20 protein-coding genes and 2 tRNA genes are annotated in these 25,375 nt (G+C 72.5%); 14 read left to right on the top strand and 8 right to left on the bottom strand.

Annotation, left to right across the window (positions count from 1 at the left end; translation table 11 throughout):
* Positions 1-15 precede the first annotated feature (15 nt).
* From OG946_RS17930 to OG946_RS17915, 4 genes are all read left to right on the top strand, one after another.
* Entirely contained in the window at positions 16-1,425 is a 1,410-nt protein-coding gene (locus OG946_RS17930) for an FtsW/RodA/SpoVE family cell cycle protein (RefSeq protein WP_125935942.1), read from the top strand.
* Positions 1,422-2,876 (top strand): peptidoglycan D,D-transpeptidase FtsI family protein, encoded by a 1,455-nt coding sequence (locus OG946_RS17925; RefSeq protein ID WP_326797079.1) that lies wholly within the window; start codon positions 1,422-1,424, stop codon positions 2,874-2,876. Before OG946_RS17930 ends, OG946_RS17925 begins: the two co-directional genes overlap by 4 nt.
* 291 nt (positions 2,877-3,167) lie before the next feature.
* A complete protein-coding gene (gene pknB, locus OG946_RS17920; RefSeq protein ID WP_326797078.1) occupies positions 3,168-5,120 on the top strand; it encodes a Stk1 family PASTA domain-containing Ser/Thr kinase in 1,953 nt (650 codons plus the stop codon).
* Between the two features lie 80 nt (positions 5,121-5,200).
* Positions 5,201-5,273, top strand: a tRNA-Ala gene (locus OG946_RS17915).
* 158 nt (positions 5,274-5,431) lie between these two features.
* Here OG946_RS17915 and OG946_RS17910 read toward each other — a convergent pair.
* Entirely contained in the window at positions 5,432-6,256 is an 825-nt protein-coding gene (locus tag OG946_RS17910; RefSeq protein WP_326797077.1) for a DUF5324 family protein, read from the bottom strand.
* Positions 6,257-6,438: 182 nt separating this feature from the next.
* Between OG946_RS17910 and OG946_RS17905 the strand changes: the two genes are divergently transcribed.
* The gene (locus OG946_RS17905; RefSeq protein ID WP_326797076.1) at positions 6,439-6,963 is read left to right on the top strand and encodes a peptidylprolyl isomerase; all 525 of its coding nucleotides are present in this window, start codon (positions 6,439-6,441) and stop codon (positions 6,961-6,963) included.
* A gap of 102 nt (positions 6,964-7,065) precedes the next feature.
* Complete coding sequence (locus tag OG946_RS17900) at positions 7,066-7,965, top strand: rhomboid family intramembrane serine protease (protein ID WP_326797075.1); 900 nt, start codon at positions 7,066-7,068, stop codon at positions 7,963-7,965.
* Between the two features lie 311 nt (positions 7,966-8,276).
* Here the strand turns inward: OG946_RS17900 and crgA are convergent, their stop codons facing one another.
* Positions 8,277-8,534, bottom strand: a complete 258-nt coding sequence (gene crgA / locus OG946_RS17895) for a cell division protein CrgA (protein WP_326797074.1) — start codon at positions 8,532-8,534, stop codon at positions 8,277-8,279.
* A gap of 127 nt (positions 8,535-8,661) precedes the next feature.
* Between crgA and OG946_RS17890 the strand changes: the two genes are divergently transcribed.
* The 7 genes from OG946_RS17890 to OG946_RS17860 all read left to right on the top strand — a co-directional run bounded on the left by OG946_RS17890 (position 8,662) and on the right by OG946_RS17860 (position 16,095).
* On the top strand, positions 8,662-9,411 hold the full coding sequence (locus OG946_RS17890) for a DUF881 domain-containing protein (protein WP_326797073.1): 750 nt from the start codon (positions 8,662-8,664) through the stop codon (positions 9,409-9,411).
* Positions 9,412-9,601: 190 nt separating this feature from the next.
* Entirely contained in the window at positions 9,602-9,775 is a 174-nt protein-coding gene (locus tag OG946_RS17885) for a hypothetical protein (RefSeq protein WP_027774183.1), read from the top strand.
* Complete coding sequence (locus OG946_RS17880; protein ID WP_326797072.1) at positions 9,772-10,494, top strand: aminodeoxychorismate/anthranilate synthase component II; 723 nt, start codon at positions 9,772-9,774, stop codon at positions 10,492-10,494. The genes OG946_RS17885 and OG946_RS17880 overlap by 4 nt, the downstream gene beginning before the upstream one ends.
* A gap of 1,124 nt (positions 10,495-11,618) precedes the next feature.
* Entirely contained in the window at positions 11,619-12,962 is a 1,344-nt protein-coding gene (locus tag OG946_RS36135) for a class E sortase (RefSeq protein ID WP_442814629.1), read from the top strand.
* 48 nt (positions 12,963-13,010) lie between these two features.
* The gene (locus OG946_RS17870; protein WP_326797070.1) at positions 13,011-13,931 is read left to right on the top strand and encodes a class E sortase; all 921 of its coding nucleotides are present in this window, start codon (positions 13,011-13,013) and stop codon (positions 13,929-13,931) included.
* Between the two features lie 168 nt (positions 13,932-14,099).
* The gene (locus tag OG946_RS17865) at positions 14,100-14,645 is read left to right on the top strand and encodes a DNA-binding protein (RefSeq protein WP_326797069.1); all 546 of its coding nucleotides are present in this window, start codon (positions 14,100-14,102) and stop codon (positions 14,643-14,645) included.
* Between the two features lie 46 nt (positions 14,646-14,691).
* Entirely contained in the window at positions 14,692-16,095 is a 1,404-nt protein-coding gene (locus OG946_RS17860; RefSeq protein ID WP_326797068.1) for a serine/threonine-protein kinase, read from the top strand.
* 54 nt (positions 16,096-16,149) lie between these two features.
* Here OG946_RS17860 and OG946_RS17855 read toward each other — a convergent pair whose 3' ends face one another.
* From OG946_RS17855 to OG946_RS17845, 3 genes are all read right to left on the bottom strand, one after another.
* On the bottom strand, positions 16,150-17,661 hold the full coding sequence (locus OG946_RS17855) for a hypothetical protein (protein ID WP_326797067.1): 1,512 nt from the start codon (positions 17,659-17,661) through the stop codon (positions 16,150-16,152).
* A gap of 11 nt (positions 17,662-17,672) precedes the next feature.
* Complete coding sequence (locus OG946_RS17850; RefSeq protein WP_326797066.1) at positions 17,673-19,700, bottom strand: vWA domain-containing protein; 2,028 nt, start codon at positions 19,698-19,700, stop codon at positions 17,673-17,675.
* A 197-nt stretch (positions 19,701-19,897) separates the two neighbouring features.
* Positions 19,898-20,032, bottom strand: coding sequence for a DLW-39 family protein (locus OG946_RS17845; protein ID WP_018838829.1), 135 nt, complete (start codon positions 20,030-20,032; stop codon positions 19,898-19,900).
* Positions 20,033-20,200: 168 nt separating this feature from the next.
* On the opposite strand from OG946_RS17845, the gene OG946_RS17840 reads away from it, so the two are divergent.
* On the top strand, positions 20,201-21,715 hold the full coding sequence (locus OG946_RS17840) for an MFS transporter (protein ID WP_326797065.1): 1,515 nt from the start codon (positions 20,201-20,203) through the stop codon (positions 21,713-21,715).
* 67 nt (positions 21,716-21,782) lie between these two features.
* Here OG946_RS17840 and OG946_RS17835 read toward each other — a convergent pair.
* The 3 genes from OG946_RS17835 to gyrA all read right to left on the bottom strand — a co-directional run bounded on the left by OG946_RS17835 (position 21,783) and on the right by gyrA (position 25,317).
* Positions 21,783-21,856, bottom strand: a tRNA-Ile gene (locus OG946_RS17835).
* A 68-nt stretch (positions 21,857-21,924) separates the two neighbouring features.
* Positions 21,925-22,695: a DUF3566 domain-containing protein gene (locus tag OG946_RS17830; protein WP_326797064.1), complete on the bottom strand. Its 771-nt coding sequence runs from the start codon at positions 22,693-22,695 to the stop codon at positions 21,925-21,927.
* A 3-nt stretch (positions 22,696-22,698) separates the two neighbouring features.
* The gene (gyrA, locus tag OG946_RS17825; RefSeq protein ID WP_326797063.1) at positions 22,699-25,317 is read right to left on the bottom strand and encodes a DNA gyrase subunit A; all 2,619 of its coding nucleotides are present in this window, start codon (positions 25,315-25,317) and stop codon (positions 22,699-22,701) included.
* Positions 25,318-25,375: the final 58 nt, after the last annotated feature.

Here is a 25,375-nt window from a genome sequence, read left to right as displayed (position 1 = left end):
GGGGGCGGACCGTACATGAGCAGCAGCCACACCAGCACCATCAGTTCGGTGGCTGCGCCCAGTCGGCGCAACACAGAGCTGGCGATGCTCGTCTTCGCCGTGCTGATCCCGGTCTTCGCGTACGTCAACGTGGGTCTGGCGAAGGAGGACACGGTCCCCGCCGGCGTCCTCGGCTACGCGGCGGGGCTCGGCTGTCTGGCCGCCGTCGCGCACCTGGTGGTACGGAAGTTCGCCCCGTACTCCGACCCGCTGCTGCTGCCGATCGCCACCCTTCTCAACGGCCTGGGCCTGGTGCTGATCTGGCGCCTCGACCAGGAGCCGTCGCTGACCACGCCCGCGCTCGGCGGTCCGATGGCGCCCGGCCAGCTCATGTGGTCCGCGGTCGGCGTCGGGCTCTTCGTCGTCGTGCTGCTCTTCCTCAAGGACCACCGGGTCCTGCAGCGTTACACGTACATCTCCATGGCCGCGGCGCTGGTCCTGCTGATCATGCCGATGGTGCCGGGCCTCGGCGCGAACGTGAACGGCGCCCGCATCTGGATCCGCATCCCGGGCCTCGGCTCGCTGCAGCCCGGTGAGTTCGCGAAGATCGTCATCGCGGTCTTCTTCGCCGGCTACCTGATGGTCAAGCGGGACGCGCTGGCGCTGGCCAGCCGCCGCTTCATGGGGCTGTACCTGCCGCGCGGCCGCGACCTCGGCCCGATCCTGGTGATCTGGGGCCTCAGCCTCATGATCCTGGTCTTCGAGACCGACCTCGGCACCTCGCTGCTCTTCTTCGGCCTGTTCGTGATCATGCTCTACGTGGCCACGGAGCGCACGAGCTGGATCGTCTTCGGCCTGCTGCTGTCCGCACTCGGCGCGGTCAGCGTGGCCTCCTTCAACAGCCACATCGGCGACCGCGTCGACAACTGGCTGAACCCGCTGGCGCGCAGCCCCGTCAACGACGGCGTGACCGAGACCGCCCAGGCGATGTACTCCTTCGGCTCCGGCGGCCTCTTCGGCTCCGGCCTCGGCCAGGGCTTCTCGCGCCTGATCGGCGGCATCGCCACCAAGAGCGACTACATCCTCGCCACCGTCGGCGAGGAGCTGGGCCTGACCGGCCTGATGGCGATCGTCGTCCTCTACGGGCTCCTCATCGAGCGCGGCATGCGCACGGCCCTGGCGGCCCGCGACCCGTTCGGCAAGCTGCTCGCGGTCGGCCTCTCCGGCGCGTTCGCGCTGCAGTGCTTCGTCGTCGCCGGCGGCGTCACCGCGCTCATCCCGCTGACCGGCATGACGATGCCGTTCCTCGCCCAGGGTGGCTCCTCGGTCATCGCCAACTGGGCACTGATCGCCATCCTGCTGCGCATCAGCGACACCGCGCGCAGGCCGGCACCGGCACCCGCACCTTCGCCCGACGCCGAGATGACCCAGGTGGTACGCACATGAACAAGCCACTCCGCCGCGTCGCCGTCTTCTGCGGCCTGCTGGTGATAGCCCTGCTCGTCCGGGTCAACTGGATCCAGTTCGTCGAGGCCGACGAGCTGCGCAACCACGAGGACAACCGGCGCGTGGCCATCGAGCGCTACGCCCACCCCCGGGGCAACATCATCGTCGGTGACAAGGCGATCACCGGCTCGGCCGAGACCTCGGGCAGCGACTTCAAGTACAAGCGCACCTACAAGGACGGCCCCCTGTGGGCCCCCGTCACCGGCTACGCCTCCCAGGCGTTCGGCGCCAACCAACTGGAGGCGCTGAACGACGGCATCCTCACCGGCAACGACGACCGGCTGTTCTTCAACCGCACGATCGACATGATCACCGGCAAGGACAAGAAGGGCGGCAACGTCGTCACCACCCTCGACGCGAACGTGCAGAAGGCCGCGTTCGAGGGGCTCGGCGACCGCAAGGGCGCCGTCGCCGCCATCGACCCGGAGACCGGCGCGATCCTCGGCCTGGCCAGCAGCCCCAGCTACGACCCGTCCTCCTTCGCGGGCAACTCCAACAAGGACTCGGACAACTGGGTCGCGCTGAACAAGGACAAGGACAAGCCGATGCTCAACCGGGCGCTGCGCGAGACGTACCCGCCCGGCTCCACGTTCAAGGTCGTCACCGCCGCGGCGGCGCTGGAGAGCGGCAAGTACGACATGGACGAGTCGACCGGCGCCCCCGAGACGTACAAGCTGCCGCTGTCGACCAACACCCTGGGCAACGAGGTCAAGGGCGTGTGCGAGGACGCCACCCTGCGCGAGGCGCTGCAGTGGTCCTGCAACTCGGTCTACGCGATGATCAGCGACAAGGTCGGCAACGAGGGCATGATCGAGATGTCCGAGAAGTTCGGCTTCGGCAACGCCGAGCTGGACACCCCGGTCCGCGCCGCCGAGAGCATCTACCCGGAGATGGACCGCCCGCAGAACGCCATGGGCGGCATCGGCCAGGCGTCCAACCGCGCGACGCCGCTGCAGATGGCGATGGTCGCCTCGGCCGTCGCCAACGACGGCGAGCTGATGAAGCCGTACATGGTCGAGAAGCTGGTGGCGCCGAACCTCAACGACATCGAGGTGACGCAGCCGCAGACGCTGAGCGAGCCGCTGTCCGGCGAGAACGCGCAGAAGATGCAGCAGATGATGGAGACCGTCGTCAACGAGGGCACGGGCTCCAACGCCAGGATCGACGGGGCCACCGTCGGCGGCAAGACGGGTACCGCGCAGCACGGCATCGACAACCGCGACCTGCCGTACGCCTGGTTCATCTCGTACGCCAAGGACCCCGACAGCGACAAGCAGATCGCCGTCGCCGTCGTCGTCGAGGACGCGAGCGCGAACCGCGACGACATCTCCGGCGGCGGCGTCGCGGCGCCGATCGCGAAGAGCGTCATGGAAGCCGGGCTGGGGCGGTAGCGGACCGCACGCAAGCGGAACGCAGGCGGGGAACGAAAGGGTGAGGAGTGGAGCGGCGGGGGATGTCACCCGGGGGGAGTGCCGGGAAAGTGACCGCATGAAGGGAACCGCGGAGCGGGTGCGCGGCGTCACCCGATAGCGGTCGGATACCGGTCGGATATCGGCTGACGGTCTGGCCCGAACGGTGTCATCCGCGCCCGGTACGGTATGCCGAGCAGCACGAGCCGGACACCCCGTGCCGACGCTCCGCCTCGGCACGGGAGCAGGAACGGAAGAGGGCTGGGAGAAGCTATGGAAGAGCCGCGTCGCCTCGGCGGGCGGTACGAGCTGGGCCAGGTGCTCGGCCGCGGCGGGATGGCCGAGGTGTACCTCGCCCACGACACCCGCCTCGGCCGTACGGTCGCGGTCAAGACGCTGCGCGCCGACATGGCCCGCGACCCCTCGTTCCAGGCCCGCTTCCGCCGCGAGGCCCAGTCCGCCGCCTCCCTGAACCACCCCGCCATCGTCGCCGTGTACGACACCGGCGAGGACTACATCGACAGCGTCTCCATCCCGTACATCGTCATGGAGTACGTCGACGGCTCCACGCTGCGCGAGCTGCTGCACTCCGGGCGCAAGCTGCTGCCCGAGCGCACGCTGGAGATGTGCACCGGCATCCTCCAGGCCCTGGAGTACTCGCACCGCAGCGGCATCGTCCACCGCGACATCAAGCCGGCGAACGTCATGCTGACGCGCACCGGCCAGGTCAAGGTCATGGACTTCGGCATCGCCCGTGCGATGGGCGACTCCGGCATGACGATGACGCAGACCGCCGCGGTCATCGGCACCGCGCAGTACCTCTCCCCCGAGCAGGCCAAGGGCGAGCAGGTCGACGCCCGCTCCGACCTCTACTCGACGGGCTGCCTGCTGTACGAGCTGCTGACCGGCCGGCCGCCGTTCGTCGGCGACTCCCCGGTGGCGGTGGCGTACCAGCACGTGCGCGAGGAGGCGCCGCCGCCGAGCACGTTCGACCCCGAGGTCACGCCCGAGATGGACGCCATCGTGATGAAGGCGCTCGTCAAGGACCCGGACTACCGGTACCAGAGCGCCGACGAGATGCGCGCCGACATCGACGCCGCGCTGGAGGGACTGCCCGTCGCGGCGGCCGCCGCGATGGGCGCCGTCGGCTACGGCGGCGACAACCCGACCACCGCCATGGCCCCGCAGAACGGCTACGGCACCTCGATGCTGCCGCCCGCGCGGGACGACGACGGCGGCATGGGCTATGACGACCGCGGCCAGGGCCGCCGCCGGCAGCAGAAGCGCAGCGGCGCGACGTCGACGGTGCTGCTGATCCTCGCCGGCATCCTGGTGCTCGTGGGCGCCATCTTCATCGGCAAGTCCATCTTCGGCGACCAGGGGGCGGACCCGGTCACGGTGCCGAACGTCGTCGGCGAGAAGTTCGCGGACGCCCAGAACTCCATGAGCAACGTGAAGCTCACCCTGACCAAGTCCGGCGAGGAGCGCTGCGACGAGCCCGAGGGCACGGTGTGCAGCACCAGCCCGGCGGCCGGCGAGGACGTCGACCGCGGCTCGACGGTCACGGCGGTCGTCTCCAAGGGCTCGCGCACGCAGCAGGTCACCGTCCCGGACGTGGAGGGCTTCGACGCCGACGAAGCCGAGGACACCCTGCGGGAGGCGGACTTCGACGTCGAGCGGGAGGAGCAGGAGTCCAGCGAGCCGGAGGGACAGGTGCTGAGCCAGGACCCCGCAGGCGACACCAGGGCCCCGAAGGGCGCCACCGTCACGCTCACCGTCGCGGTCGCGCCGGAGGAGACGGAGCCGGCGACGATCAACATCCCGCGGGTCATCGACCTGTCCTACGAGGACGCGAAGTCGACCCTGGAGGGCCAGGGCTTCGTCGTCTCGCGCACCGACCAGGAGACGGCCGACGCCGCCCCGGAGACGGTCATCGCGCAGAGCCCGGAGGGCGGCACGGCGGCCACGGAGGGCGACACGGTCACGGTGACCGTCGCCGTCGAGCCGGACGAGCCCGCCGCGGTGACGGTGCCGTCGGACCTGGTCAACAAGACCGTCGGGGAGGCGAAGGCCCAGTTGGAGGGCATGGGCCTGGTCGTCGGCTTCATCCCCGGCGCCCCCTCGGACGACGCCGCGATCGTCATGGCGCACGACCCGCCGGCGGGCACCGAGGTGGAGCCGGGCAGCACCGTGAACCTGGTCACGCGGCCGGGCGACGGCGAGTAGAGTCCCCTGGCCGGCTCCCGGCCGCGTAGATCAGCGCGATGCGAGCGCCCCCGCCGAGCAGGTAGGCTGGGTGCCGCTTCGGGGCCTTAGCTCAGTTGGTAGAGCGCTGTCTTTGCATGGCAGATGTCAGGAGTTCGACTCTCCTAGGCTCCACGGCCTGCACCGCGGACCGGATGCATGCGAACGCCCTCCGGAAGGGATCTTCCGGAGGGCGTTCGCATGGGTGGGGAAGACGTCCCGGTGGTGTCCGCCGCGGCGGACTTCGGCGTGATCGACGTCACACGTGCCGACGGCCGGATCGTCACTCGCCGTCAGAGGTCGTCCTCGCGTTCGTAGTACGCGCGGCCGGTGTCCGTGGGCTCGCCCGCCTCCGAGCGGGCCGTGCCGCCGCCCTCGGCGTCCATGTCCGCCGCCGCCTGGCGGGCCTGGGCGTCCGCGTCCCGGTCGGCGTCGGCGCGGTCGATGCGGGTCTCGCGGTCCATGTACTCGGTGTCGTCGACGATCCGGGTGGTGGAGGCGTCGCTGCCGGGTTCCGTGGCCTCCGGGGGTTCGACCATCCAGTCCGGGTTGACCTGGCGGTCCCACCAGCGCCAGACGGCGACCGCCGCGGCGCCGAGGGCGCCGACGACGGCGGTGCGCTTGACCGTACGGCCGACGACCGCGCGGCGGTGCCGCCTGCGCGCCAGCCGGTCGATCTCCGCCGGGCTCACCTCGCCGCGCAGCGCCGACAGCGCCGCGGTACCGCGGGCGGCGGTCTGCCTGGTCACGGGGCCCGCGGCGGCCTTCGTCGCGACCGCCGCGGCCTTCGTCGCCGCGGCGGCGCCCAGGACGCGCGGGGCCGCGTACGCCGCCGCCTCGCGCGCCCGGCGGGCCACGCCGGAGGCGGTCCTGTCCAGCTCGTCGGGCACCGCCTGGCGCACCTTCCGCACCTGGGGCTCCACGTGGGCGCCGTACGCCACCTGGGCGTTCGCGGCCATGTCGGAGACCATCGGGCGGAAGCGCTCCAGCGCCTCGTGCGCCATGTGGGTGCACTGGTCCCTGGCGGTGGCGGCGTACGGCGCCACCGCCTCGGCCGCCTGCTGCACGCTCTGCTTCGCCGTGTCAGTGGCCGTGCGCGCACCGTTCTTGCGGGTCACGGATCTCTCCTTCGTACGGGACGGGTGGCACTGTGCGCCTGTTCACCTGCGTACAGATCATGCCCAGATTCAACCTTTTAAGCATGTTATGTCACGCCGATCACTTGGCAGGAGGCTGGGGATCGCCCGGGCGGGCGTGCGAGGATCGGGGGACGCAAATGAATCCGTAAGGAAGGCACATCGTGGCCGAGCAGCTCTACGCCACCCTGAAGACGAACCACGGCGACATCGAGGTGAAGCTCCTGCCGAACCACGCGCCGAAGACGGTGCAGAACTTCGTCGGGCTCGCCACCGGCGAGCGCGAGTGGACCCACCCGGCGACGGGCAAGGTCTCCCACGAGCGTCTGTACGACGGCACCGTGTTCCACCGCGTCATCAGCGGCTTCATGATCCAGGGCGGTGACCCGCTGGGCAACGGCACCGGCGGCCCCGGCTACGAGTTCGGTGACGAGTTCCACCCGGACCTGGCCTTCGACCGCCCGTACCTGCTGGCGATGGCGAACGCCGGGCCCGGCACCAACGGCTCGCAGTTCTTCATCACCGTGGCGCCGACCGCCTGGCTGACCGGCAAGCACACCATCTTCGGTGAGGTCACCGACGAGGCCGGCAAGAAGGTCGTCGACGAGATCGCGGCCGTCCGGACGAAGCGGGCCGACCGCCCCGAGAAGGACGTGGTCATCGAGTCCGTGGAGATCACGCGCCGCTGACCCCGGGAACCTGAGCGCCCCGCCCGTCGTACCACCAGCAGGTGAGTCGACGGGCGGGAGTGCGGGGCGGGGCGTGCGGAGAACCAGAGGGGACGCGGGGCAATGACGGACCAGGCGCCGGGAGGGGCGGAGAGACCGGCCGAGGACAGCGGGCTGCCGGGCTGCTACCGGCACCCGGACCGCGAGACCGGCGTGCGCTGCGTCCGCTGTGACCGGCCCATCTGCCCGGAGTGCATGATAAGCGCGTCGGTCGGCTTCCAGTGCCCCGAGTGCGTCCGCGGCGGCTCGGGTACGGGCCCCGCGCCGGGCGCCGCCGCGCCCCGTACGCTCGCGGGCGGCGTCATGTCGGAGGACCCACGGCTCATCACCAAGATCATCCTTGGTCTCAACCTCGCGGTCTTCCTCGCCGTGCTCACCGGCGGCGACCGGGTCAGCGACCCGATGCTCCTCGTCGGGAAGGCGATCTTCTCCTTCGGCGGGCCGCTCGAAGGCGTCGCGGAGGGCCAGTACTACCGGCTGCTCAGTTCCGTCTTCCTGCACGAGGAAGTCGCCCACATCGCGCTGAACATGCTGGCGCTGTGGTTCCTCGGGCCGCCGCTGGAGGCCGCGCTCGGCCGGCTGCGGTTCGTCACGCTCTACGTGCTCTCCGGCCTCGGCGGCAGCGCGCTGTTCTATCTGGTCGCCGCGCCCAACGACGCCGCCCTCGGCGCCTCCGGCGCCATCTTCGGCCTCTTCGGCGCCACCGCGGTGCTGATGCGCCGGATGAACTACGACATGCGGCCCGTGCTGGTGCTGCTGGCGATCAACCTGGTCTTCACCTTCACCTGGTCGGGCATCGCCTGGCAGGGCCACATCGGCGGGCTGGTGATCGGGACGGCCGTCGCGTACGGGTTCGTGCACGCGCCCCGCGACAAGCGGGTCCTGGTGCAGCGGGCCGTTGCGGCGGCGGCGCTGCTGGCGATCGTCGCGGTGGTCGTGATCCGCACCCTGCAACTGACGTAGTGCCCGCCGCGGCGGGCCTCGTAACCTCCGGGCCGCAGCCGCGTTGAGAGGGATGGGGCAAGCAGCCACGCCCGAAGTTGTCCACAGGTAGTCAGCGATCCTGTGCGTACTGTGGGGACAGCCGTTCGATATCGAACACCCCTGCGTTTTCCTTGACAGGTTGCGGAATCACCGCTGGTCCGGACGGTGTACCGCGGTCGGACCGGCGTCAACGCCACTGAGGTTATCCACAGATCTTCTGCTTTCTGCACAGCATGTGGATGACCTGTGGATAACTCTGCCCGCGGCGGGCCGCGAGGGGGTGGCGGCGGCTACTTCCACTGCGTGGAGACGACGAACCCCGCGAGGATGAAGCCGAAGCCGACCACGATGTTCCAGTTGCCGATCGCTTCGAGCGGCAGGTCCCCGGTGGTGACGTAGAACACGACGATCCAGGCGAGTCCGACGACGAACAACGCCAGCATCAGCGGCGCCACCCAGCCCCTGCCGGTGCCTGACAGTTTGAACTCGCCCGACTTCGCCGGCGGCGGGGTGTAATCGGCCTTCTTACGGATCCGTGACTTCGGCACGAGAGACTCTCCTGTCGACGCTGCGGTTGCGGGCCTGTCGGGTAGGCCCCGAGCCGCGGGGCGGCTCCTTCCCCGGGCGTGTCCGTTAGCGTAGTCCTTCCACCGGGGGTAAGGAGACAAGGGTACGGTGACCAATTCCGCACAGCGGCTCCGTATCAGGCCCGCACGGCTGTTCACCTTCGCCGCCTTCGCCCTCGCCGGGCTGATCTTCTGGACCAGCTTCAACACCGCGCAGGGCACCAACCTGCGCACCGACGACTCCATGCTCCGGCTCACCGACCTCATCTACGAGCGCGACCGCGCCAACCAGCGCCTCGACGGCGGCAACGCCTCCCTCCGCGAGGACGTCGACTCCCTCGCCGAGCGCGACCACGGCGCCGGCACCGCCCCCGGCAAGGAGCTCCGGGAGGCCGAGCGGGCGGCCGGGGCCACCGAGGTCGACGGCGCCGGGCTCACCGTGACGCTCACCGACGCCCCGCCGGACGCCACCGCGCTCATCCCCGGCGTACCCGACCCCACGCCGGACACCCTCGTCGTGCACCAGCAGGATCTCCAGGCCGTCGTCAACGCCCTGTGGGCGGGCGGCGCGGAGGGCATCCGGGTCATGGACCAGCGGCTGATCTCCACCAGCGCGGTGCGCTGCGTCGGCAACACCCTGATCCTCCAGGGCCGGGTGTACTCACCCCCGTACAAGATCACCGCGGTCGGCGACCGGCAGGATCTCCAGGCCGCCCTGGACGCGGAGCCCGCGGTGCAGAACTATCTGCGCTACGTCGAGGCGTACGGCCTCGGCTACGAGGTCGACCGGCACGATTCGGTGACGCTGCCCGGCTACTCCGGCACCGTCGACCTGCACCACGCCCGCCCCGTGGAGTGACCACTCCCACGTCCCCCCGGCCGGTGGCGCGGGCGAAGCCCGCCGCTTCGCGGGGCACGGGTCGTTAGTCTGGTGACTCGTACGGACGAATTCGGCAGCGGCGCAAGGCCGCGCGCGGGCCGCGGACGGCCACGCGAAGGCAGCGCAAGGCAACGCAAGGACAACGGCGAAGAACGGCGAAGAGGGACGCATGTACGGCTGGATCTGGCGGCATCTGCCGGGCAACGCGCTGGTACGGGCGCTGATCTCGCTCATCCTCGTCCTCGGCATCGTCTTCCTCCTCTTCCAGTACGTGTTCCCCTGGGCCGAGCCGCTGCTGCCGTTCAACGACGTCACCGTCGACGAGGGAGCCGCCCGGCGATGAGCGCGCGCATTCTGGTCGTGGACAACTACGACAGCTTCGTCTTCAACCTGGTCCAGTACCTGTGCCAGCTCGACGCCTCGTGCGAGGTGCTGCGCAACGACGAGGTGACGCCCCAGCACGCCGACGACGGCTTCGACGGCGTGTTGCTGTCCCCCGGTCCCGGGACCCCGGAGCAGGCGGGGGTGTGCGTCGACATGGTGCGGCACTGCGCGGAGCGGGGGCTGCCGGTGTTCGGGGTCTGCCTCGGGCTGCAGTCGATGGCCGTCGCGTACGGCGGTGTGGTCGGCCGGGCGCCGGAGTTGCTGCACGGCAAGACCTCGCCGGTGACGCACGGCGGCGCGGGAGTGTTCGCGGGGCTGCCGTCGCCGTTCACCGCAACGAGGTACCACTCGCTGGCCGTCGAGCGGGAGTCGCTGCCCGACGAGCTGGCGGTCACGGCGGAGACGGACAGCGGCCTGGTGATGGGGCTCCGCCACCGCGATCTGCCGGTGGAGGGCGTGCAGTTCCACCCGGAGTCGGTGCTGACGGAGTGGGGGCACCGCATGCTGGCGAACTGGCTGGTCGAGTGCGGCGACGGCGGTGCCGTCGAGCGGTCGGCGGGGCTGGCGCCGGTGACGGGCGGTCTGGCGACGGGCTCGGCGCCGGGCCCGGCACCTGACTTGGCACCTGCGGGCGGGCTGGCGCCTGCGGGCGGCGGGGCGGCCGGGACCGCGGGGTGACCGGCACCCGGCCGGACGGCAACGCACCGGGGCGCGCGGAGGAGCGCGAGCCGGGGCGCGAAGCGCGTTACCGCGGCTTCCACGACCCAAGCGCCCCCGGCCCGCCGGCGGGCGACGCCGCGGACCCGCTCACCGACCCGCAGTCCGGCGGCCGGCCGCCGCTGCCGCGCCGGGACACGTCGGGAGCGGGCGGGCGTCCGGGACCCGGAGGCGGCGGCCCGGGTGGTGCCGGTGGTGCTACGGGGCCGGGGCCCGCCGGTTACGGCGCGGGCGCCGGGGGCGGCTCCGGGACGTACGAACCGGGGCAGGGCGGCCGGGGCCAGAGGCCCGGAGGCTACGGCGCCGGGGGGGGCGGACAGGATCCGCTGGAACAGGGCCACCTGCCGGAGTACGCCCACCGCAACCCGCTCCGCGGCGACCCCCTGCCGCCGCCGCGCAGCGCCGACGCGGGGTCGCGGCCGGAGCAGGGCGCACAGCCGCCGCAGGGGCAGGGTCCTTTCACGCAGGAGCAGTACCCGCAGGGCCGGCACGCGCAGCCCCAGCATCCGCAGTCCGCCTACCCGCAGCCGCACGTGCCGCGGCAGGAGCCCGTGGCCGCGGAAGGACCGCGGCCGCGGCCGCTGGAGCGGCCCGAGTCGCCGACCTCGGCGGTCTCCCGCTGGTTCCGCCCGCACACCACGCCGGACAGCCGCGACCCGAACGCCGTCCCCGCCGACTACGCGCCCCCTGCGGACCCCGCGCAGGGCACCCCGCGAAACGATCCGCCGCCCCACGACGGCCACCACCCCGGCGGCTACGCGCCCACCCCGCACGCCCACCACCCGGACGACAGCGCCGCCCCCGGCGCCCACGCGTCCCCGGCGTACGCCGCGCGCACCGATGCGCCGGCCGACGAGACGGCGATCGTGCCGCAGGAGGGGACCGCGGCGCAGTACCCGATGTCGTCGTACGACGCGGGGCACCCGTCGCCGTACGCGGAGGCGCCGCAGGCGGCCGCGTACGGGCAGAGCACCTCCGCGTACGACCCGCAGGGCCCGGCGGCGTACGACCCGCAGCTCCTCGGCTACGACCAGGCCCCCGCCGACCCCCTCGGCGCCTCCTACCCCGCGGCGACCGGCGACCCGCTGACCGACCCCCTCGACCCGGCACCCCCCACCGGCCGCCGCCGGGCCAGGACCGGCGACCCCCTCACCGATCCGCTGGACCCGCCCGCCGCCCAGGCCAAGCCCGCCCCACGCCGCCACGCCGGGCGGCCCGCGGTCGAGGAGCAGCAGCAGCCGTACACCGCGCCCGCCCACGGCCGGCACGCCGGAGGCGGCCCCCCGGCGAGCGCCGCCGCCGCAGACGTAGCCGCCGGCACCGCCCCCTCGGGCCACCGCGACCCCTCCCCCTGGGGCGACCTCTCCGCCGCGGCGCACGCCGGCGGCCCCGCCCCAGCCGACCCGGCGCAGGCCCAGGCAGCCCAGCCCCATGCCCATGCCCAGCCACAGACCCAGCCACAGACCCAGGTGCAGGCACCGACCCAGGTGCAGGCACCGACCCAGGTGCAGGCGCCGACTCCGGCACCCGCCGCCCGTACCCCCGACCAGCCCGCGAGCAGCGACCAGCGCCTTACCTGGGGCACCGCCCCCGCCGCCCGCCGCCGCGGCATAGCCGACGACGGCCGCGGAGGACGCGGCGACCGCGAGGACCGCACCGTTCAGACGATGTCCCTGAACGTCGCCCGCGCGCTGGGCACCCGCATGTCCGCCCGCAAGGCCGCGCGCGCCGCCAAGCAGCAGCGCACCGTGCTGATCAGCCGCATCACCGGCGAGGCGTTCATCACCCTGGGCGTGCTGATGCTCCTCTTCGTCGTGTACCAGCTCTGGTGGACCAACGTCCTCGCCGACCGCGAGTCCCGGCAGGAGGCCAAGCAACTGGAGGAGCAGTGGGAGCGCGGCGACGGCGCGGGCAAGGAGGACGCCCGCGACCCGGGGGCGTTCGAGGCCGGCGAGGGCTTCGCGATCATGCACATCCCGTCGCTGGACGTGAACCGGCCGGTGGCGCAGGGCATCGACAAGCAGAAGGTCCTGGACCGCGGCCTCCTCGGCCACTACTCGGAGGGCGACCTCAAGACCGCGATGCCGTGGGACGAGAAGGGGAACTTCGCGGTCGCCGGGCACCGCAACACCCACGGCGAGCCCTTCCGGTACATCAACCGGCTGGAGAAGGGCGAGGAGATCATCGTCGAGACCAAGGACACCTACTACATCTACGAGGTGGCCAGCACGCTCCCGTCGACTTCGCCGTCGAACACCGATGTCATCGACCCGGTGCCCGAGGGGTCCGGATTCACCGAGCCGGGCCGCTACGTCACACTAACGACCTGCACGCCTGAGTACACGTCCAAATATCGGCTTATTGTCTGGGGCAAGATGATCGAGGAGCGTCCGCGCAGCGAGGGCAAGCCCGACGCGCTCATGGACTGAGCGGTACGGGCGGCCGGAGGCCGGCGGGACGGAACGGACGGGGAAGCGGTGGCAGCGACGGACGGTGAGCGGGAGAGCAGACCCGCAGCGGAGGCCGCGGAAGAGGCTGCGCCGAAAGCCCAGGAGCCGGAGGAGCCCGGAGAAGAAGCGGCCGGGGAGAAGACGGCGGAGCCCGTAGCCGAAGAAGGGGCGAAGGCCGGAGCGGGAGAAGCCGCCGAGCCCGTACGGGACGAAGGGGCAACGGCTGCGGCAGAAGGAGCGGCCCCGCCCCGCCCCCGCCCCCGCCGCGGCCTCCTCGCCGGGGCCTTCAGCCTCTTCGGCGAGGTGCTGATCACCGTCGGCGTCCTCATGGCCCTCTTCGTCGTCTACTCCCTGTACTGGACCAACGTCCAGGCCAACCGCGAAGCCGGCCGCATGACCGACGACCTCCGCGACTCCTGGGAGAACACCCCGGACGACGGCAAGCCCCGCCCCGTGGACATCGGCGACCTCAAGGGCGGCATCGGCTTCCTGCACGTGCCCGCGATGGAGGAGAACATCCTCGTCCGCAAGGGCACGGCGACCGACGACCTGAACAAGGGCGTCGCCGGCTACTACACCGAGCCGAAGAAGTCGGCCATGCCCTGGGACCGCCGCGGCAACTTCACGCTCGCCGCCCACCGCGACGGGCACGGCGCGAAGTTCCACGACATCCACCGCATCGAGGAGGGCGACCCGATCGTCTTCGAGACGAAGGACCGCTGGTACGTCTACAAGACGTACGCCGTGCTCTCCGAGACGTCGAAGTACAACACCGCCGTGCTGGACAAGATCCCGGAGGAGTCCGGGAAGACGAAGCCGGGACGGTACATCACGCTCACCACGTGCACCCCGATGTACACCTCGCGGCACCGCTACGTCGTCTGGGGCGAGCTGGAGCGCGTGGACCGCGTCGACGAGGAGCGCACCCCGCCGCCCGAGCTGTCCTGAGCGCCCCGGCGGGTGCCCGGAGTGGCACGCGTAGACCGTCGCGGACGTGGAAGAACGCGTCCCGGTTATCTCACCTCCCCGAGGTCTGTCTGGGGGCGGTCCCGCTCCGTAGGATGCAGTTCGCAAGCGCGAATCTGGACTCGGGGACATCTGGGGAGGCCGCACGGCATGGGAGCTCCACGGCAGGACACCAGCGAACGCGCACGGGAACTACAGCGAAGCTGGTATGGCGAACCGCTGGGCGTGCTGTTCCGGCGGCTGATCGACGATCTCGGCCTGAACCAGGCGCGGCTGGCCGCCGTGCTCGGTATCTCGGCGCCGATGCTGTCGCAGCTCATGAGCGGGCAGCGGGCGAAGATCGGCAATCCGTCGGTGGTACAGCGCGTACAGGCGTTGCAGGAGTTGGCCGCCGAGGTGTCGAGCGGCAGCGTTTCCGCGGCGGAGGCGGCGGAACGGATGGAGGGGATCCGCAAGAGCGCGGGAGGCGCGGTGCTCGGGACGGCGCAGACGCAGTCGTCGACCGGATCGACGACGGTGCGCCGCGTCGTACGGGAGATCCAGTCCCTGCTGCGCTCGGTGGCCGCCGCCGGCGACATCATCGACGCGGCGGACCGGCTCGCGCCGACGCAGCCGGAGCTGGCAGAGTTCCTCCGGGTGTACGGCGCCGGGCGCACCGCCGATGCCGTAGCACATTACGAAGCACATCAGTCATAACCGGATGAATTACTAACGAAGCCGTACAAGGGGCGGGCGCAGCAGCATGGGTGAGGTCTTCGCTGGGCGGTACGAGCTGATCGATCCGATCGGCCGGGGCGGGGTGGGCGCGGTCTGGCGCGCCTGGGATCACCGGCGACGGCGCTATGTGGCGGCCAAGGTGCTGCAGCAGAGCGACGCGCACACGCTGCTGCGCTTCGTCCGCGAGCAGGCGGTGCGCATCGACCACCCGCACGTGCTGGCACCCGCCAGTTGGGCGGCCGACGACGACAAGGTGCTGTTCACGATGGACCTGGTGGGCGGCGGCTCACTGGCCCATCTGATCGGCGACTACGGACCGCTCCCGCCGCGGTTCGTCTGCCTGCTGCTCGACCAACTGCTCGCCGGCCTGGCCGCGGTGCACGGCGAGAACGTCGTGCACCGCGACATCAAACCGGCGAACGTGCTGCTGGAGGCGACCGGCACCGGCCGGCCGCACCTCCGCCTCTCCGACTTCGGCATCTCCATGCGCAAGGGCGAGCCGCGGCTGACCGACACCAACTTCGTCGTCGGGACGCCCGGTTACTTCGCGCCCGAGCAGATGCTGGGCGCGGAGCCAGACTTCCCCGCGGACCTGTTCGCGGTGGGTCTGCTGGCGCTGTACCTGCTGACCGGGGAGCGTCCGGACAGCCAGGCGCTGGTGGAGCTGTATCTGAAGAACGGCGTGCCGACGGCCCCGAAGGAGGTGCCGGAGCCGCTGTGGCAGGTGCTCGCGAGCCTGCTGCAGCCGGATCCGGAGATGCGGTTCCGCACCGCGACGGGTACGCGGAAGGCGCTGGCGGAGGCGGCGGAGCTGCTGCCGGAGCTGGATCCGGCGGAGGAGCCGGTGGAGGTCTTCGACCAGCTCGGGCCGCTGCCGGTGGGGTTCGGGCCGCGAGGTCCCGAGCGGTCGGAGGAACGGGCGGCGGAGGCCGCGCCGGGGCCGGGGCCGGGTCCGGGACTCGGTGCCGGATCCGGTACGGGACTCGGCGCCGGTGCCGGTGCCGGTCTCGGTGCCGGTCTCGGTCCCGGTACGGGTACGGGGCCGGCCGGTGACGCAGCGGGCCCGGCGGGGCCCGCGTACGCGCCGGGCGGCACCGGATACGCACCCCCGCCCGCGGCCGCCGCGCCCGAGCCGGGCCCGGCGGGGCCCGGTACCGCGCACCCGCCCGCGGCGGGGCGGCCAGGGGCGGGCGACCCGGCCGAGGAGACCAGCTACGGCATCGCGCCACCGGCCGCGTCGCAACCGCCGACGCCCACCGCCCCGTACACCACGGCCGCGCCGCAGCCGCAGTCCCAGCCGCCGCAGCCGCGGCCCGGCGCCGCGGTGCCGCAACGGCGACCGGGACCGCCGGCGAAGGTGGCGATCCCGGTCGTGGTCCTCGCGGTGCTGCTGATGGCGGCCGGCCTCTGGGCGCTGGCCTCGGGCTGACGCCCGTACGCCCGCGTCCGCACCCACGCCCCCGCCGGGCGCCCGGCTTCCCTCCTACTGCCGCCAGTTCTGCTGCGGCGGCAGCGGCGGGTGCCCGTCCCCGTACGGCCGCTCGCCGTACGCCGGGCCGCCGGCCCCGCTCCCGTACGCCCCGGGCGCCGTCTGCGTGTCCTCGCCCGCCGCCTGCGGCCCCGCGCCCGGCACCGCCCGGCGCCGCGCCAGCAGCGTCCACAGCCCCAGGCCCGCCAGCAGCAGCACGCCCGCGCCGATCCCGGCGACCGCCAGGATCTTCTTCCCGGCACCGTCGCCGTCGCTCTCCTCGCCCGCCGCCGTGCCCTTCGCCGCCGTGTCGCGGTCGTCGTCGGTCACCGCGAACCCGGCCGCCGCCGCGTCCCCGTCGTACGCCGGGCCCTCCTCGGGCTCGCCCTTGATGGTCGTACGCAGCTCCACCGGCACCGGCCCGTCCGCGAACTCCCCGACCTCCTCGGACACGCTGACGGCGATGTAGTACCAGCCCGCGAAGCCGACGTTGCCGAGTTCACCGCTGTAGACCGCGTAGCGGTTCTCGTACGCCACCGGCGGGGCCACGGCGGGGATCGCCGCGGGGTCGTCGCCGAAGTACGTCTCGTTCTCGTTGGCGATGAACCCGCGGGCGGGGTTGTAGAAGTCGACGCGCACCCCGTTCGAGGCGAACGCCGTCTCGTCGCTCACCCGCGTCGTGCCGAACTCGGTCTGCAGGAAGAGCTGCTGGCCCCAGTCGAGCGGCACCCGGTAGAAGTGCGTGGCGCCCGGCCGGATCTTGTCCGTCCACACGCCGTGGTCGATGCCGACCGCGTCGTTGAACCCGGTGCCGCCCTTGCGCGGCTCGGCCTTGCCGGTCGGCGGCGGCGGGGCCTGCGTGGGGATCGACTGCGGGTCGGGCGGGGTCGTCGACCCGGCCTTCGCCAGCGGCGGCTCCGCCATGAAGCGCAGCTCCAGCGGCCACTCCGCCGGGCTGGAGGTCGCGTCGCTGACGCGGGTGACGATGAGGTTGTAGACGCCGGCCTCCTGGCAGGTGCCATGGGGCTGGGCCGCGCGCCAGACGTAGTTGGCGATCGGCCGGGCCGCGCCGTCGGCGGCGAAGTCGACGTCGGAGCTGCTGCACCGGTCGCCGCCCTTGCTCTCCAGCTCCAGCTCGATGCCGTCGCCGTACGCGACCTTGGTACCCGGCTTCGGCGCGGCCACGGCGGATATCCAGGCGTTGGACTTCGCGTCGAGCGTGACGCTGTAGTACAGCTTGTCGCCGGGGGCAAGGGAGTCGGTGTAGGTCTTGCCGGCCTCCACCTTCTCGCCGCCGGTGCTGCTCGCGGCGCCCTCGACGGGCTCGGCGTCCTTCGCCGTCCGGTACGCGTCCGCGTCGACGGGCGAGTTCACCGGCGCCGCGCCCGGCCGGCCGGCCGCCGCCGCGGCCGAAGCCACAGAAGCCGCAGAAGCCGCCGAAGCCGCCGAAGCGGCCGGAGCCGCCGCCGGGAGCGCGGCCTGCGCCGCCAGCGCGGCCACCGCCAGCGCCACGGCCGGCCCCGCCATCGTTCGCGTCCTCACCATCCACCCCTTACGCCGTTGCCTGCCGCTGCTCCCGCGGGCGCTTCGCCCACCGGCCGCCGCTTCCGGTTCCGTACGATCACGAACGCGGCCCCCGTGCCGGCGAGCAGCACGCCACCCGCGATCCCGCCGGCGAGCGGCAGGACGGAGTCCGATGATTCCTCGTCCGCCCCCGCCCGCGCATCCTTCCCGCCGTCCTCGCCGCCCTCGCCGTTCGCGCCGCCGCTCCCGTCGCCGGCGACGGCCGGTGCCCCGTGCTGCGGCCCCGACTTCTCCTCGCCCAGCACGTCGACGCGCAGCACGACGCCGATGGCCGTGTTCTGCGCGAACCGCGCGGCGTCGGGCCCCAGCGAGACCGACAGGTAGTACTCGCCGCCGCGGCGCACGGGCACGACCTCGGTGGCGGTCTCGTAGCGGTTCGTCCAACTGACCGGCACCGTACCGAGGTCGGCGGCGACGGGCTCACCGTAGTAGCTCCGGCTGCTGCTGAACGGTCCTTCGCCGACGACGGCACGGCCGGGCGAGTAGAGGTCGGTGGCGGCGAAGCTGGAGACCCCGGCGGCGCCGTCGAGCGTGGGCTCGTTGGCGAACTCGGCGCGGTAGCGGAGCTGCTGGCCCCAGCCGACACCGACCTTGTAGAAGCGCGTCTGCGCGGGCAGCAGTTCGTCGCGCCAGACGCCGGGGCCGATCGCCTTCGCGTCGTTGAAGCCCGTACCGCCGGTGATGTCCTCGGGATCCGCGGTGGGCAGTTCTGCGCCCTTGTCGCCGGCCTGGCCGTAGTCGGTCTCGGACTGCGCGGGCGTGACGCCGGCGCGCAGCGGCTCCTCCCGGCCGACGACCAGCTCCAGCGGCCAGCGGGCCCGGTCGGAACCGGCGGCGCTGGTGCGGTGGACGCTGAGCAGATAGCGGCCGGCGGCGTCGCAGGGCCCGCCGCCCTCGGCGCTGGGGATACGGCTGACCGCGTCGGTCAGCGGCTGCGCGCCCTCGTCCTGCTCGAAGTGGCCGTCCCTGGCGTCGCACCGGGTGCCGTTGCCGTCGGCGGCGTGCAGCTCCAGCTCGATGCCGTCGCCGTACGCGACGGGCACCCCCGGCTGCGGCACGGCGGTGACGCCGAAGTCGGCGGCGGAGGCGGCGTCCAGCTCGGCGGCGTACCACTTGGTCTCGCCCGCGCCGATGCTGTCGAGGTACTGGCCGGGCCGGACGTCCGCGGCGCCGCCGCGGCCGGGGCCGCCCTCGACCGGGTCGCCGCGGAAGCGGTAGCCGTCGGCGGACAGGCGGGCGGCGCGCTGGAGCTGGCGGGCGAGCGCATCGGCGTCGGGGGCGTCGTAGTACGCGCCGTGCCCCTTCTCCGCGATGCACTTCAGCTCGTCGCGGGCCTTGCCGCCGACCTGGAAGCCGACCGTGTCGATGCGCAGGGCGCCGAAGGCGCCGCCGGTCTCGCCGAGTTGCGCCGCGACCTCGCAGGGGTCGGGGGTGCCGCAGGTGTCCTCGCCGTCCGAGACGAGGAGGATGGAGCGGTGGCCGAGGGCGCCGGGCGGGCGCTCGGGGAGGTCCCGGGCGGCCTGCTGGAGCGCGTAGCCGATGGGGGTATCGCCCTTCGGCTTCACATCTGCTACGGCGCCCTTGATGCGGCCCCGGTCCAGCTCCTCGACGGGCACGGCGAGGCGGGTGTCGGTACAGCCGCCGGCGCGGTCGGCGCCGTAGACGCGCAGGCCGGTCGGGTAGCCGTCGGGCAGGGCGTCGACGACGGTGCCGACGGCCGCGCGGGCGGACTCGATCCGGGTGGCGCCGGAGCCGTCGTCGTCGGCCATGGAGCCGGAGGAGTCCAGCACCATCACCAGGCCGCCGCCGGTCGGCGCGGGCTCAGCGGGTGCGGCAGGCGCGGCGGGTGCGCCGGGCGTTCCCGGCGCGGCGGGTGCGGCGGTCGCCGCGGAGAGCGGTCCCGCGGTCAGCGCGGCGGCGAGCGCCGCGGCAACGCCGGCGTACGCGGGCCGTCTCGGGCGGCCGCGCAAGGGTCGTTCCATGACATGTCCCCCTCGTTCTCTGCCATGTGCTCATGCACCGTAAAACGTGTGCAGTAGCAAATAACAGGGGGCGTGCGTCACGGTCGTGCAACAGCGCTCCGGTCATGCCGAGGCCCCAGCCGCACCGCCGCGCGAGCGGCGGGGCCGGGGCCCAGGGCCCGCCGGAACGGGGCGGCCCTACTCGGAACTCTCGCGTCTCAGACGCCCGAAGAGGAGGGCACCGAGTCGGTGGCCTCCGTCCACAGGTCTTGCTCGGCGCGATCCGCCTGGATCTGGCGGTACACGAGAAGCCCGCCCAGAGCGGCCAATGCGATCAGGAACAGCTTCTTCACCGCGCTACCTCGTCCTTCCAGAGACATTCGACTACGAAGCCCGATGATACACAGCGCAAACGACACCGGAGCCGGGCTCGGGACCGTGGCACTAGGACCTAAGTCCCCGCCCCGGTTCCATCCGGCGCCCGATCCGTACGCGCCCGTCCACCGCGCACGATGACCTTCATGACCACGCCCGACGCCACCGACACGACCGACGCCGCGGACCCGGCGGCCCTGACGAAGACGACCGATCCGACCGCGGGCCCCCGGTCCCGGGCCCCCGCCGCCGCACCGGCGGGCACCGCGTCCCCGTCCCGGCTCTGGCCGGTGCTGCTCGCCTCGTACATCGGCCAGTTCCTCGTCGTCCTCGACGTCTCCGTCGTCAACGTCGCCCTGCCCAGCATGCGCGACGACCTCGCCCTCAGCGGCAGCGCGCTGCAGTGGGTCGTCAACGGCTACGCCCTCACCTTCGCCGGCTTCCTGCTGCTCGGCGGCCGGCTCTCCGACCTCTTCGGCCCCAAGCGCGTCTACCTCGCGGGACTCGCCCTCTTCGCCGTCGCCAGCCTCGCCGGCGGGCTTGCGCAGGGCGACGCCGTGCTCATCACCGCCCGCGCCGCCCAGGGCGTCGGTGCCGCGTTCCTCGCGCCCGTCACCCTCTCCCTGCTGACCCGGGCGCTTCCCGAGGGCGCCGCCCGTACCCGGGCCATCGCCGCCTGGACGGCGGTCGGCGCCGCCGGCGGCGCCACCGGCGGGCTCATCGGCGGCGCGCTCACGGACCTGGCGTCCTGGCGCTGGGTGCTGCTGATCAACGTGCCGATCGGCGTCGCCGTGGGCGCCGTCGTCCTCGTCTGGCTGCGCGAGCAGCACCGCGACGCCGACCGCCCCGCCCTCGACCTCCCCGGCGCCGTGCTCGTCACCGGCGGCGTCGGCGCCGTGGCGTACGGCATCACCGAGACCGAGTCGGCGGGCTGGACCTCGGGCTCCGCGCTGCTGCCGCTGCTGGCCGGGCTCGCGGCGCTGGCGGGCTTCGTCGCCGTGGAGGCGCGCTCCGCGCAGCCGCTGATGCCGCTGCGGCTGTTCCGCATCCGCGTGGTGGCCGTCGGCAACGTCGTCACGCTCGTCAGCATGGTCGGCGCCTTCGCCCTCTGGTACTTCCTCACCCTCTACATGCAGACCGTCCTCGGCTACAGCGCCATCCGCACCGGCCTGGCCTTCCTCCCGCACACCGCCGCGCTCATCATCGCCTCCCAGCTCGCGCCCCGGCTCTCGGCCCGCTTCGGCAGCCGCACGATGACGGTGGTCGGCGGACTGCTCACGGGCGCCGGGTTCCTGTGGCAGGCGGCGGCGATGGACGCGGACGGCACCTTCGTCTCCGCGATCCTCGGCCCGGCCCTCCCGATGGCCGCGGGCCAGGCCGTCCTGCTGGCGCTGCTCACCGACGTCTCCACCTCCGGCGTCGGCGAGCGGGACGCCGGCGGCGTCTCGGGCCTCGTCAACACCTCGCGCCAGATCGGCGCGGTGCTGGGCCTGGCGATCCTCGGCGCGGTCGCCTCCGCGGGCCACGGCGCCCCCGAGGACGGCTACGCCCGCGCCTTCCTGGCCGCCGGCATCATCACCGCCGCCTCGATGCTCCTGGTCCCCTTCCTCCCCCGCCCGGGCAAGCAGACCCGGCCGGTCTCCGGGTCCGTAGCCGCATGAGTTCAACTGCATGACAAAGGCGAAGGGCGCCTCCTCGTCACGAGAAGGCGCCCTTCGCCATTTCCGGTGCGGCTACCAGGACTTGAACCTGGGGCCTCATCCTTATCAGGGATGCGCTCTAACCGACTGAGCTATAGCCGCGCGCTGCACAGAGATTACCCCACCGCCGAGCCGCGGCCCAAATCCATAGCGGGCGTACCCGGCGGGCGCTACTCGTCCTCCGCCAGCGTGACCTCGATGCCGCCGACGAAGCCCGCGGAGAGGTTGTAGATGAACGCGCCCAGCGTCGCCAGTGCCGTGGCGAGGACCACGTCGATCAGCGCCACCACCGCCGTGAACCCGACCACCCGGGGCAGCGACAGGAACGACTCCAGGTCGAAGCCTGCCGAGTCGTCCGAGCCGGTGGCCTCGCTGATCGTGCCGCCGACCGTGCTGAAGACGCCCATCGCGTCCAGCACCATCCACAGCACCGTCACCGCCACGATCGTGCAGATGCCGAGCGCGATGGAGAGCAGGAAGCTGACCTTCATCACCGACCACGGGTCGGCCTTCGCGATCCGCAGCCGCGCCTTGCGGGTGCGCGGGACGGTCCTGGCGCCGGTACGCGACCTGCGTACGCCGGCGGCCGTCTGCTGCGCCTGCTCGTACGCCTGACCGCCGCGCCCCGCCGTATGCCCCCCGGCGTGCCCGCCGCCGTCCACGCCGGCCGGCGGGGTGTACGCCTGCGGCGGGTGGTGCGGCGCCGCCGGGGCCCCGGGGGCCGCCGACGGCGGGGGCATCGGGCCCTCGGGGGCGCTTTCGTACGGATACGCGTGCCCCTGCGGGTCCTCCGCGCCCCCGGCACCCGCGGCACCAGAGGCGCCGCGTCTGCGCCGGCCGCCGTGCCCGCCGCCGGCGTCGTCCGGACCCGGCGGGGGGTTCGGCTGCGCGTACCCCTCCGCCCTTGCCGGCCCGGCGCCGGCACCCGTGGCTCCACTCACGACCTACTCCTCGCCTTCACCGTCCGCGGCGGGGCCCTGGGCCCCGGCGTCCGCGCTCCCGGCCTCGTCGGCGGCGTCGGCGGCCTCCTCGACCTCCTCCGCCTCCCGACCGGCTTCGGCGTTCCGCGCGATGCCGACCACGGCGTCCCGCTTCCCCAGGTTGATCAGTTGGACGCCCATGGTGTCACGGCCCGTCTCCCTGACCTCGTCGACCCGCGTACGGATCACGCCGCCGCCGAGCGTGATGGCGAGGATCTCATCCGACTCCTCCACCACCAGCGCGCCCACCAGCGAACCCCGGTCCTCCACCAGCTTCGCCGCCTTGATGCCGAGGCCACCTCGTCCCTGAACGCGATAGTCGTCCACGTTCGTGCGCTTCGCGTACCCGCCGTCGGTGGCGGTGAACACGAACGTACCGGGCCGCACGACATTCATCGAGAGGAGTTCGTCACCCTCGCGGAAGCTCATGCCCTTCACGCCGGAGGTCGCGCGGCCCATCGGGCGCAGCGCCTCGTCCGTTGCGGTGAACCGGATCGATTGGGCCTTCCTGCTGACGAGCAGCAGGTCGTCCTCGGGCGACACCAGCTCGGCGCCGATCACCTCGTCCGGCGAGCCGTCGGGCATCTCCCGCAGGTTGACGGCGATCACGCCGCCCTGGCGCGGCGAGTCGTAGTCCTTGAGCACCGTCTTCTTCACCAGCCCGGCCTTGGTGGCGAGCACCAGGTACGGGGCGGCCTCGTAGTCCCGGATCGCCAGGATCTCCGCGATGTGCTCGTCGGGCTGGAACGCCAGCAGGTTCGCGACGTGCTGGCCCTTGGCGTCGCGTCCCGCGTCCGGCAGCTCGTACGCCTTGGCGCGGTACACCCGGCCCTTGTTCGTGAAGAACAGCAGCCAGTGGTGGGTGGTGGAGACGAAGAAGTGGTCGACGATGTCGTCCTCGCGCAGCCGCGCCCCGCGTACGCCCTTGCCGCCGCGCTTCTGCGCGCGGTAGTCGTTCGTCTTCGTCCGCTTCAGATAGCCGCCGCGGGTGATCGTGACGACGATGTCCTCCTCGGCGATCAGGTCCTCGATGGACACGTCGCCGTCGAAGGGCACGAGCTGCGTACGCCGGTCGTCGCCGAACTTCGCGACGATCGCCGCCAGCTCCTCACTGATGATCTGCCGCTGCCGCTCGGGGGAGGCGAGGATCGCGTTGTAGTCGTCGATCTTCGCCTGCAGGTCGTCGTGCTCCGCGGTGATCTTCTGCCGCTCCAGGGCGGCCAGCCGGCGGAGCTGCATCTCCAGGATCGCGTTCGCCTGGATCTCGTCGATCTCCAGCAGGTCCATCAGGCCCCGGCGCGCCACGTCCACGGTCTGGGAGGCCCGGATCAGCGCGATGACCTCGTCGATGGCGTCCAGCGCCTTCAGCAGGCCGCGCAGGATGTGCGCCCGCTCCTCGGCCTTGCGCAGCCGGAAGGTGGTGCGGCGGACGATGACGTCGATCTGGTGCTCCACCCAGTGGCGGATGAAGGCGTCCAGCGACAGCGTGCGCGGCACGCCGTCGACCAGCGCCAGCATGTTGGCGCCGAAGTTCGTCTGCAGGTCGGTGTGCTTGTAGAGGTTGTTCAGCACGACCTTCGCGACGGCGTCCCGGCGCAGCACGATGACCAGCCGCTGGCCCGTACGCGACGAGGTCTCGTCCCGGACGTCGGCGATGCCCGTCAGCCGGCCGTCCTTCACCCCGTCGGCGATCTTCTGCGCGAGGTTGTCGGGGTTGACCTGGTACGGCAGCTCGGTGACCACCAGGCACTGCCGGTCCTGGATCTCCTCGACCTCGACCACCGCGCGCATCGGGATCGAGCCGCGGCCGGTGCGGTACGCCTCCTCGATGCCCTTGCGGCCGACGACCAGCGCGCCGCTGGGGAAGTCGGGGCCCTTGATGCGCCCCAGGAGGGCTTCGAGCAGCTCGTCGTTGGACGCCTGGGGGTGCTCCAGGTACCACTGCACCCCTTCGGCGACCTCCCGCAGGTTGTGCGGCGGGATGTTCGTCGCCATGCCGACCGCGATCCCCGCCGAGCCGTTGATCAGCAGGTTCGGGAAGCGGGCGGGCAGGACGGTGGGCTCCTGGGAGCGGCCGTCGTAGTTGTCCCCGAAGTCGACGGTCTCCTCGTCGATGTCGCGGAGCATCTCCATGGCGAGCTGCGCCATGCGGCACTCGGTGTAGCGCATGGCGGCGGCCGGGTCGTTGCCCGGGGAGCCGAAGTTGCCGTTGCCGTCGACGAGCGGCATCCGCATCGACCAGGGCTGGGCCAGCCGCACCAGGGCGTCGTAGATCGCCGAGTCGCCGTGCGGGTGGTAGTTGCCCATGACGTCGCCGACGACGCGCGCGCACTTGAAGTAGCCGCGCTCCGGGCGGTAGCCGCCCTCGTACATCGAGTACAGGACGCGGCGGTGCACGGGCTTCAGGCCGTCGCGGATGTCCGGCAGCGCACGCGAGACGATGACGCTCATCGCGTAGTCGAGATAGCTGCGCTGCATCTCCGTCTCGAGCGAGACGGCGTCCACGCGCAGCACGATGCCGCCGTCTTCGCCCTCGCCGTCCGGCTGCGGGTCGGGGTTCTGGGGAGTGAGCTCGTCGGCCATTGCGGGTCTTTTCTACCTTTTCGAAGAGGTCTCGAAGGCGGTCGGTCGCACCCGGGCG

The organism is Streptomyces sp. NBC_01808 (genome assembly GCF_035917395.1).
Classification (GTDB): Bacteria; Actinomycetota; Actinomycetes; order Streptomycetales; family Streptomycetaceae; genus Streptomyces.
Note: the sequence above shows the minus strand (reverse complement) of the source record. Positions and strands in the feature narration are given on the sequence as shown.

Excerpts from the sequence above, each read along its gene's own strand:
- gyrA (WP_326797063.1), bottom strand. The coding sequence starts at position 25,317 with ATGGCCGACGAGCTCACTCCCCAGAACCCCGACCCGCAGCCGGACGGC.
- OG946_RS17865 (WP_326797069.1), top strand. The coding sequence starts at position 14,100 with ATGGGAGCTCCACGGCAGGACACCAGCGAACGCGCACGGGAACTACAG.
- OG946_RS17880 (WP_326797072.1), top strand. The coding sequence starts at position 9,772 with ATGAGCGCGCGCATTCTGGTCGTGGACAACTACGACAGCTTCGTCTTC.
- OG946_RS17860 (WP_326797068.1), top strand. The coding sequence starts at position 14,692 with ATGGGTGAGGTCTTCGCTGGGCGGTACGAGCTGATCGATCCGATCGGC.
- OG946_RS17855 (WP_326797067.1), bottom strand. The coding sequence starts at position 17,661 with ATGGCGGGGCCGGCCGTGGCGCTGGCGGTGGCCGCGCTGGCGGCGCAG.
- pknB (WP_326797078.1), top strand. The coding sequence starts at position 3,168 with ATGGAAGAGCCGCGTCGCCTCGGCGGGCGGTACGAGCTGGGCCAGGTG.
- OG946_RS17900 (WP_326797075.1), top strand. The coding sequence starts at position 7,066 with ATGACGGACCAGGCGCCGGGAGGGGCGGAGAGACCGGCCGAGGACAGC.
- OG946_RS17930 (WP_125935942.1), top strand. The coding sequence starts at position 16 with ATGAGCAGCAGCCACACCAGCACCATCAGTTCGGTGGCTGCGCCCAGT.
- OG946_RS17885 (WP_027774183.1), top strand. The coding sequence starts at position 9,602 with ATGTACGGCTGGATCTGGCGGCATCTGCCGGGCAACGCGCTGGTACGG.
- OG946_RS17850 (WP_326797066.1), bottom strand. The coding sequence starts at position 19,700 with ATGGAACGACCCTTGCGCGGCCGCCCGAGACGGCCCGCGTACGCCGGC.
- OG946_RS17840 (WP_326797065.1), top strand. The coding sequence starts at position 20,201 with ATGACCACGCCCGACGCCACCGACACGACCGACGCCGCGGACCCGGCG.
- OG946_RS17925 (WP_326797079.1), top strand. The coding sequence starts at position 1,422 with ATGAACAAGCCACTCCGCCGCGTCGCCGTCTTCTGCGGCCTGCTGGTG.